This window comes from Anabaena sp. FACHB-83 (genome assembly GCF_014697485.1).
Lineage (GTDB): Bacteria > Cyanobacteriota > Cyanobacteriia > Cyanobacteriales > Nostocaceae > Nostoc_B.
In genome coordinates, this window is sequence record NZ_JACJRY010000012.1 from 194,419 (window position 1) to 201,520 (window position 7,102).

Below are 7,102 nucleotides of genomic sequence, written 5' to 3' on the forward strand. Positions count from 1 at the left end.
CATTCAGAAAATAGTTACCGAGATGGAACTATTTTTATTTATCCCTTGTTTGCGCTCTAAATTATCTTAAGTTGGGAAAATCTTTAATTTTTCAAGAGAGGCTAGAGGGTAGGGAGTAGGGAGTGGAGAGTGGGGAATGGAGAAGAAGATGTTTGTTTCATCGGTGCTGGGTGTGCGCTGACACAGGCACTTTTAAGTAATACCAATTTGAAAAATGATTGCGACAAATGGGTTACTGAAAAGCTCACCAGTAAGCAATTTCCCAATCCAACATCTAAAATCCAAAATGTTATAACTCCGTCTTTCTCCTATTCCCGACTCCCTACTCACAATTCCCCTATTTCCCCTTACGCTCCTTCTACAGCCGCAACTACACCAAAAATCAGAAATAAGCATCCACCAATAAAGGTAAGTTGGCGTTCAGAAATGCGTCCGGCAATGAGTTTACCACCAAGAACTGCGATCGCAGCACAAATACTATGTCCTAAAACTGCTCCAACTGTTACCCCAATTGGGTTATTACCAGCAGCTAAAGCAATAGTAGCAATTTGTGTGCGATCGCCCCACTCTGCCATAAATGTTAGTAAAAAGGCTTCGGTGACAATTGCCCAAGGTGTTTTGCGTTTGGGTAACTGTGCATCTGCTTTTTTAACTGCGGCTTCTGCTTCTTCGACTACATCTGTATCACAACTAGCAGCAGTCATTTTACTTGCGTCGTACAACAACTTAATACCGAAGGCAATAAACAAAGCAATTTCAGCGTAATGAATGTAAACTTTTGGCAGCAATGATGCAGCTTGTCCAAAAACTACCGATAGGATAGTCATCGCTGCTAAGGCGGCTGTCACGCCAGCAAATACCAACCGCCGCGAATGGTGCATTGACAAAATCACAGCGATAAAAAAAGTTTTATCACCAAGCTCAGAAACGGTAATTAATAATAAACCTGCGGTAAAAGCTGTTAACACTCTTTCAAGCTCCTCAATCATTGTTAGCGATGTGAGCTTGAAGAGAGCCAAAAGACCTCACCAAGCTCACATCTTGTCTGTGAACTTAGTGAAGGTCTCGCTGTCAAATACTTAAATTTGATATCTGAACCAGGTTCATCACCAGTATGTTGATTCAGATAAACTGGCTTGATGCCAGTAGCTACTCCCCTTCGATTAAGTTAAGTATTACATCTCTCTCCCAATAGAGTCAAACAATTTTGGATTTTGGATTTACGATTTTGGATTGACTGCACCGATTCCGGGATGCAGCTTGTGGATTTTAAATTGATGATTTTGGATTTGTTCCACCCACAAGGGGCGGGGCATGAACCGAAATAATCTAAAATCTAAAATCTAAAATTGGCTCGGTCAATTCATTTATGTCTCAGAAAATTGACCTTCTGCTACTATTTCAGCCAGTACCTATTCCTACTACATCTCGTAACAAGCGACAATTAGGTTGAATTAACTTACCGGAACGCAGCACTGCAACGGGAATCAGTCTTTGTTTCGCTTTTAATGGTTGTGCTAAAGCATCAAAAAGTAAACAATCACCTTCTACTAACTTGAGAATTGTGATATCTGCAATCGAACCAACTTTTAAAGTGCCAATTTCTGCATCAGCTTTTAAAACACGGGCTGGGTTAATGGTGACAGCAGCGATCGCATCTGTTAAATTTAATCCCAATGCCATTAATTTAGAAATTCCGCCACACAAACTATAATTCAACGTTGAATCATCATGCAGGCTCTTGAAATTACCGTGAGCGTCACTGCTAATAGTGTAAGGAAATACGCCTTGCGCCATCATCCGCTTTGCAGTCTCAAAGCTAAATTTTAATCCATGTCCTAAATCTAATAAGATGCCTCGCTCAATTGCTGCATACAACCATTCTGGAACTTGAGTGCGCTTTCCCAGCAACCCATCTGGTTGACAACTGTAGCAGTGACCTAAAATATCTCCCGGTTTCATGTATGACAGGGCATTTTCTACTACCTTTTCGGGGTTTGGGCGATTAGTTTCATCTACCGGAAACAATTCTCCTGTGTGAACATATAAAGGTAAATTAGTGCGATCGCCTACTTCTCTGGCTAATTTTAGTACGTCCATTCCCCAGCGTGATATTGAGCCGGAATCAGCGTGGACTTTAAAACCGCGCACAATTTGGGGATTTGCCTGCGCTACCTTAATCAAGGTTTCTATATCTATGTTTTCGGGACTTTCTAACCCCGAAACTGTGTCACCAATCGTTTGGGCTATGGCATGATTAACTAATAAAAAACTACGGACATCGGTTTGTGATTTCTCCACAATATCTGATTTAAAGCCAGCAAATGTAAACGGACTACTACTGCCTTGATCCACAATTGTGGTTACACCAGCATTAATTCCTACATCATCGGCTGGCACTCCAAATGTTGTTTTCCATTCATAAATATGAACGTGTAAATCAATAAATCCAGGACAAATTAAATAATTGCCTGCTGCAAATGTTAGCTGGGATTTATAAGTTTTTAACTGTTTGGTAACTGCCGCAATTTTACCATCACAGATAGCAATATCAAAACGACCATTCAGTGATTGACTGGGGTCAACTACCCAGCCATTGAGTAATACTAAATCGTAATATTTGAGGTGATTTTCCATAAAAGTTTACGAGGTTAAAATAACCCCGTATCTTGAAAAAAAAGAAATTAATCATTAGGAAGTTCTGCTATTTCTTGCAACACATACAACAACTGATGAATTTCTTCAATGGTGTTGTAGTGTGCTAATCCAATTCGTAGTAAACCACCACTATTTTCTACACCTAACCTCTCTATTAAACCTAGCGCATAAAAATGACCATGCCATGTAAAAATACCGCGATCGCCTAATGCTTTGGCGATAGTTTCAGGGTTTTTATTCGCTAGTCTCACGCCTACTGTTGGTGTCCGCCAAGCAAAACGAGTCGAGTCAGTTATTCCATAGCAGCTTAACCCAGGAATTTCTAAGAGTCCAGCAATTAATTTATGACTTAGTTCCCGTTCGTATTGTTGGATAGCTGACATGGCTGTAAGTAAAGCCGCACGGCGACTGTGATAAGCCGATGTAATACTCGCTGGTTCTGATGATTTGAGAAAGCGGGGACAACTAAAGGTTTGTAACCCTTCTTTGTCGGCTGTAATTAAAGCTGTAACTAGTTCGTTATCAATTGCAGGTGAAACATGACAACCAAGTTTAGTTAAATAGTTAATTGCTGCAACTACCCCAGCTAAACCTTCATGATTCAAAGTTCCTGTTTCCCAGCGTGAGGGAACTTCGTCGGGTGCAGGTTTAACTTTATAGGGTTGCAAGCGTTCTAGATGTTCTCGTTTACCGTACAAAATCCCAATATGGGGGCCAAAAAATTTATAAGCAGAACAAGCTAAAAAGTCGCAATCTAAACTATGGACATTAATTGGTGCGTGGGGTGCATAGTGGACTGCATCGACAAATACCCAAGCACCAACACTGTGAGCTAAATTGGCGATCGCAGCAATATCATTAATCGTACCCACCGCGTTAGAAGCATAACTGACGGCGACTAATTTTGTTTTTGGGTTAATCAGCCGTTCTAGTTCATTCATGTCTAAGGTGCAGTCATCAATATTAATATCGACAACGCGGATAATTACACCTTTTTCTTCCAACGCATACCAAGAAGAAACATTGGCGTAGTGATCTAGCCGCGTCACAATAATTTCATCACCTGGCTGCAATTCTCGACCGATCGCCCGACTCAAACTAAAGGTAAGAGTGGTCATATTTGCACCAAATACCACCTCATCACTATCACATCCAAGAAAATCTGCGATCGCTGCACGAGCAGAGTTAATCGTCGCATCTGTACGCGCACTGGTGGCAAAATACCCATGAGCATTAGCATTTGACCTCACCAGATAGTCATTCATTGCATCTAATACCGCCCCCGGTACTTGCGTTCCACCTGGCCCATCGAAAAAAATCGCAGGTTGATTATTGATTTTTTGTGTTAGTGCGGGAAACTGGCTACGTATCCATTTCAAGTCAAGCGGTTCCATAGCAGACTCCTAAATTAATCATGTTTTACTTATATAGGACTTACGCAATAACCCTCTCAAATCCTCTTAACTTCGTGTCCTTTGCGTTCTTTGCGGTTCGTTTTTTCATGATTTTGCGTAAGTCCTGTTATATTTAGTTCGCGCCGCAGTTTTTTAAAATACCTTCTATAATATTTCCCCTAACTTTGATTCAGCTAGAATACCTCAGCAAAAAAATATACTCGGCTCTCAGGTTCAAGATAACTATTAATTCCGTAAAAAGTGTTTCTGCTTAAATGTAGTTAATAATATTTAATTATTGGTAAGAATACAAAATACAGGAATAGTAGTTGTCAGATTTTAATAACTACTATTCCTAGAATATTAAAATTTATATCCCGAAAAAGCCTGATTGATGCTTCAAGAGTCATATTTGTAAATCCTGAATGCGCTCTCTTGCTAAGTTAAAAGTACATTTGCCTGAAATTTTAATAGCAAAATTACCTATTAATTTATTTCGCTACAATTATTATAGTTACTGTTGAAAATTACTGAATCAGTCTAATAGTTGATATGGTCATACGTTTTCCTATAATTGCAGCTACTTTTATGGCTGCTAGTATTAGCATCGGTACACTTTTAGGCGCTGCCACCCCGGCTTCAGCCCAAGAGGTTATAACTTGTTCTAGCCGAGATAATCAGAGAAATACTTGTTCTGTACCCGGTAGAGGTAGAGTGAGATTTATAAGACAATTATCTAACGCTAGTTGTCGAGACAATTGGGGCTACCGAGGAAATCGGATCTGGGTACGAAATGGTTGCCGCGCTGAGTTTGCAGTAGGTAATGGCAGAAATGGTAGGTATGACAGAGACGATAGATATAACCGAAATGGTAGGTATGACAGAGGCGATAGATATAACCGAAATGGCAGGTATGACAGAGATGATAGATATGACAGAAATGACCGTTATGACAGAGACAATAGATATGACAGAAATGACCGTTATGACAGAGATGATAGATATTATAGATAGTTAACTGTGAGTAGAAAATATTCACTACTATCTGAAAAATACTACTTTTAGCAGATGGCGATCGCTGTGGAAAATACATCACTCAATTTAGGCGATCGCTTTTATTTTTACCCCCTATTAAACCTGATTGACTCAATCATTAATCTAGAGGCTGGTACATTGAAGGCGCGAATGTACAGGTATTCAGGTATCTCAGTAATGGTGCTTTTAGTGGGGGAGTATTTGACTGATAGCTTATGATTGGAGAGAAACTCCAGTACGTATATCAGGTCAGATTCGATGCAATCAAGCCAGGTAAAGCAAAAATTTCAGGCTTTGTGGACTGCCTTAGTTTTACTCAGTGTATTTTTTTGTGTGGAATTGAGTGCAGGAATTTGGAGCCACAGTCTGTCTCTATTAGCAGATGCTGAACACATTCTCTCGGATGTCGCAGCGTTGGGTTTAGCACTAGTAGCTTCCTGGCTATCTCAATCTATATCGAAGCACAATGTATTGGGACGCTACCGATTAGATATTTTGGCAGCATTGGTCAACGGGATTAGTTTAGCTTGTATTGCTGGCTGGATTGTTAAAGAGGCTTTGGAAAGATTGCAATCTCCAGATGTGGAGATTCTCGGTATACCAATGTTGACTACAGCCTTGATTGGCTTGGGGATTAACAGTTTTAATGCTTTGTATCTACATGGATGCAGTCATCAAGACTTGAATATTCGAGGTGCCTTTCTGCATCTGCTGGCTGATGTTGCTAGTTCAGTTGGTGCGGTGTTAGCTGCGATCGCAGTTATCTGGCTAAATTGGACATGGGCGGATGGAGTTATCAGTTTATTAGTAGCTGCGCTAATCGCTATTTTTGCAGCGTATTTAGTCATTCAAAGTATAAAATGCTTGCGCGGTCAAATTACTGATATTACTAATGCTGCTTGTATGTGCAGTTTACCAGCCGAAGAATGTAGCGATCGCGCCCAAGCAGAGAAAATTTTATTTCCATCTCTCGAAGAGATGATTCGATAGATTTGTATTAAGTTAGAACTTACGCACAAAGATTGTCTGTGGAGACTGGGTGAAAGGGTTTGAGGGTATAAGGGTTTTGGATAAGTACACCCCCATACCCTTGATTTTTCGTTTTACTGCGTAAGTCTTATAAGTCAATACAGTTCATACCATTTTGGATTTTAGATTTTAGATTTTGGATTGGGTAAGGGTTGATCGGTAAGCTTTTGAGTCATCCATCTGCCGCAATCATTTTTTAATTTGGTATCAGTTACGACAACAACTTAGACTGCTGTAGGTTGGGTGGAGGAACGGAACCCAACATTCACGCATACTTTGTTGGGTTACGCGATCGCTACACCCAAACTACTATTCTCTTAACTAGGTATCAGAGCTTTCTACAGGCTAAGTTAAAAATTTTTCCTCAGATTACTTTACAAAACGCAATGTTTACCTTTAAGATATGTAACAACAGGTAAAAACACCTGAAACATACATAACAAAAGCAATCATAAAAACATGACAGCAACCTTACAACAGCGCAAAAGCGCCAACGTATGGGAGCAGTTCTGCAACTGGATCACCAGCACCAACAACCGCCTATATGTAGGCTGGTTCGGCGTATTAATGATCCCAACCTTGCTGGCTGCAACCACCTGCTTCGTAATCGCCTTCATCGCCGCACCCCCCGTAGACATCGACGGTATCCGTGAGCCTGTTGCAGGTTCCTTACTGTACGGAAACAACATCATCTCCGGCGCAGTAGTACCATCCTCCAACGCAATTGGATTGCACTTCTACCCAATTTGGGAAGCAGCATCCTTAGATGAATGGCTGTACAACGGTGGCCCATACCAATTGGTAATATTCCACTTCCTGATCGGCGTATTCTGCTACCTCGGTCGTGAGTGGGAATTGTCCTACCGCTTAGGAATGCGTCCTTGGATCTGCCTAGCATTCTCAGCGCCAGTAGCAGCAGCAACCGCAGTATTCTTGGTATACCCAATCGGACAAGGTTCCTTCTCAGACGGTATGCCCTTGGGTAT

Annotated in this window: 5 protein-coding genes and 1 pseudogene; 3 read left to right on the plus strand and 3 right to left on the minus strand. The window is 40.9% G+C overall.

What is annotated here, in order from left to right; translation table 11 throughout:
- Window positions 1-347: 347 nt before the first annotated feature.
- The 3 genes from H6G79_RS16735 to H6G79_RS16745 form a co-directional block, all read right to left on the minus strand.
- Window positions 348-968, minus strand: coding sequence for a TMEM165/GDT1 family protein (locus H6G79_RS16735; protein ID WP_190593105.1), 621 nt, complete (start codon window positions 966-968; stop codon window positions 348-350).
- Window positions 969-1,401: 433 nt separating this feature from the next.
- On the minus strand, window positions 1,402-2,637 hold the full coding sequence (locus H6G79_RS16740) for an amidohydrolase/deacetylase family metallohydrolase (protein WP_190593052.1): 1,236 nt from the start codon (window positions 2,635-2,637) through the stop codon (window positions 1,402-1,404).
- A gap of 47 nt (window positions 2,638-2,684) precedes the next feature.
- Window positions 2,685-4,052, minus strand: a complete 1,368-nt coding sequence (locus H6G79_RS16745; protein WP_190593051.1) for a cysteine desulfurase-like protein — start codon at window positions 4,050-4,052, stop codon at window positions 2,685-2,687.
- A gap of 552 nt (window positions 4,053-4,604) precedes the next feature.
- On the opposite strand from H6G79_RS16745, the gene H6G79_RS16750 reads away from it, so the two are divergent.
- From H6G79_RS16750 to H6G79_RS16760, 3 genes and pseudogenes are all read left to right on the plus strand, one after another.
- Window positions 4,605-5,066, plus strand: coding sequence for a DUF3011 domain-containing protein (locus H6G79_RS16750; RefSeq protein ID WP_190593050.1), 462 nt, complete (start codon window positions 4,605-4,607; stop codon window positions 5,064-5,066).
- A 279-nt stretch (window positions 5,067-5,345) separates the two neighbouring features.
- Entirely contained in the window at window positions 5,346-6,077 is a 732-nt protein-coding gene (locus tag H6G79_RS16755; protein ID WP_190593049.1) for a cation diffusion facilitator family transporter, read from the plus strand.
- 498 nt (window positions 6,078-6,575) lie between these two features.
- Window positions 6,576-7,102: pseudogene (locus H6G79_RS16760) on the plus strand (photosystem II q(b) protein); the annotation flags it as partial.

Bases quoted from the DNA above. Each gene is read 5' to 3' on its own strand.
- H6G79_RS16750 (WP_190593050.1), top strand. From the start codon at position 4,605: ATGGTCATACGTTTTCCTATAATTGCAGCTACTTTTATGGCTGCTAGT.
- H6G79_RS16755 (WP_190593049.1), top strand. From the start codon at position 5,346: ATGCAATCAAGCCAGGTAAAGCAAAAATTTCAGGCTTTGTGGACTGCC.
- H6G79_RS16745 (WP_190593051.1), bottom strand. From the start codon at position 4,052: ATGGAACCGCTTGACTTGAAATGGATACGTAGCCAGTTTCCCGCACTA.
- H6G79_RS16740 (WP_190593052.1), bottom strand. From the start codon at position 2,637: ATGGAAAATCACCTCAAATATTACGATTTAGTATTACTCAATGGCTGG.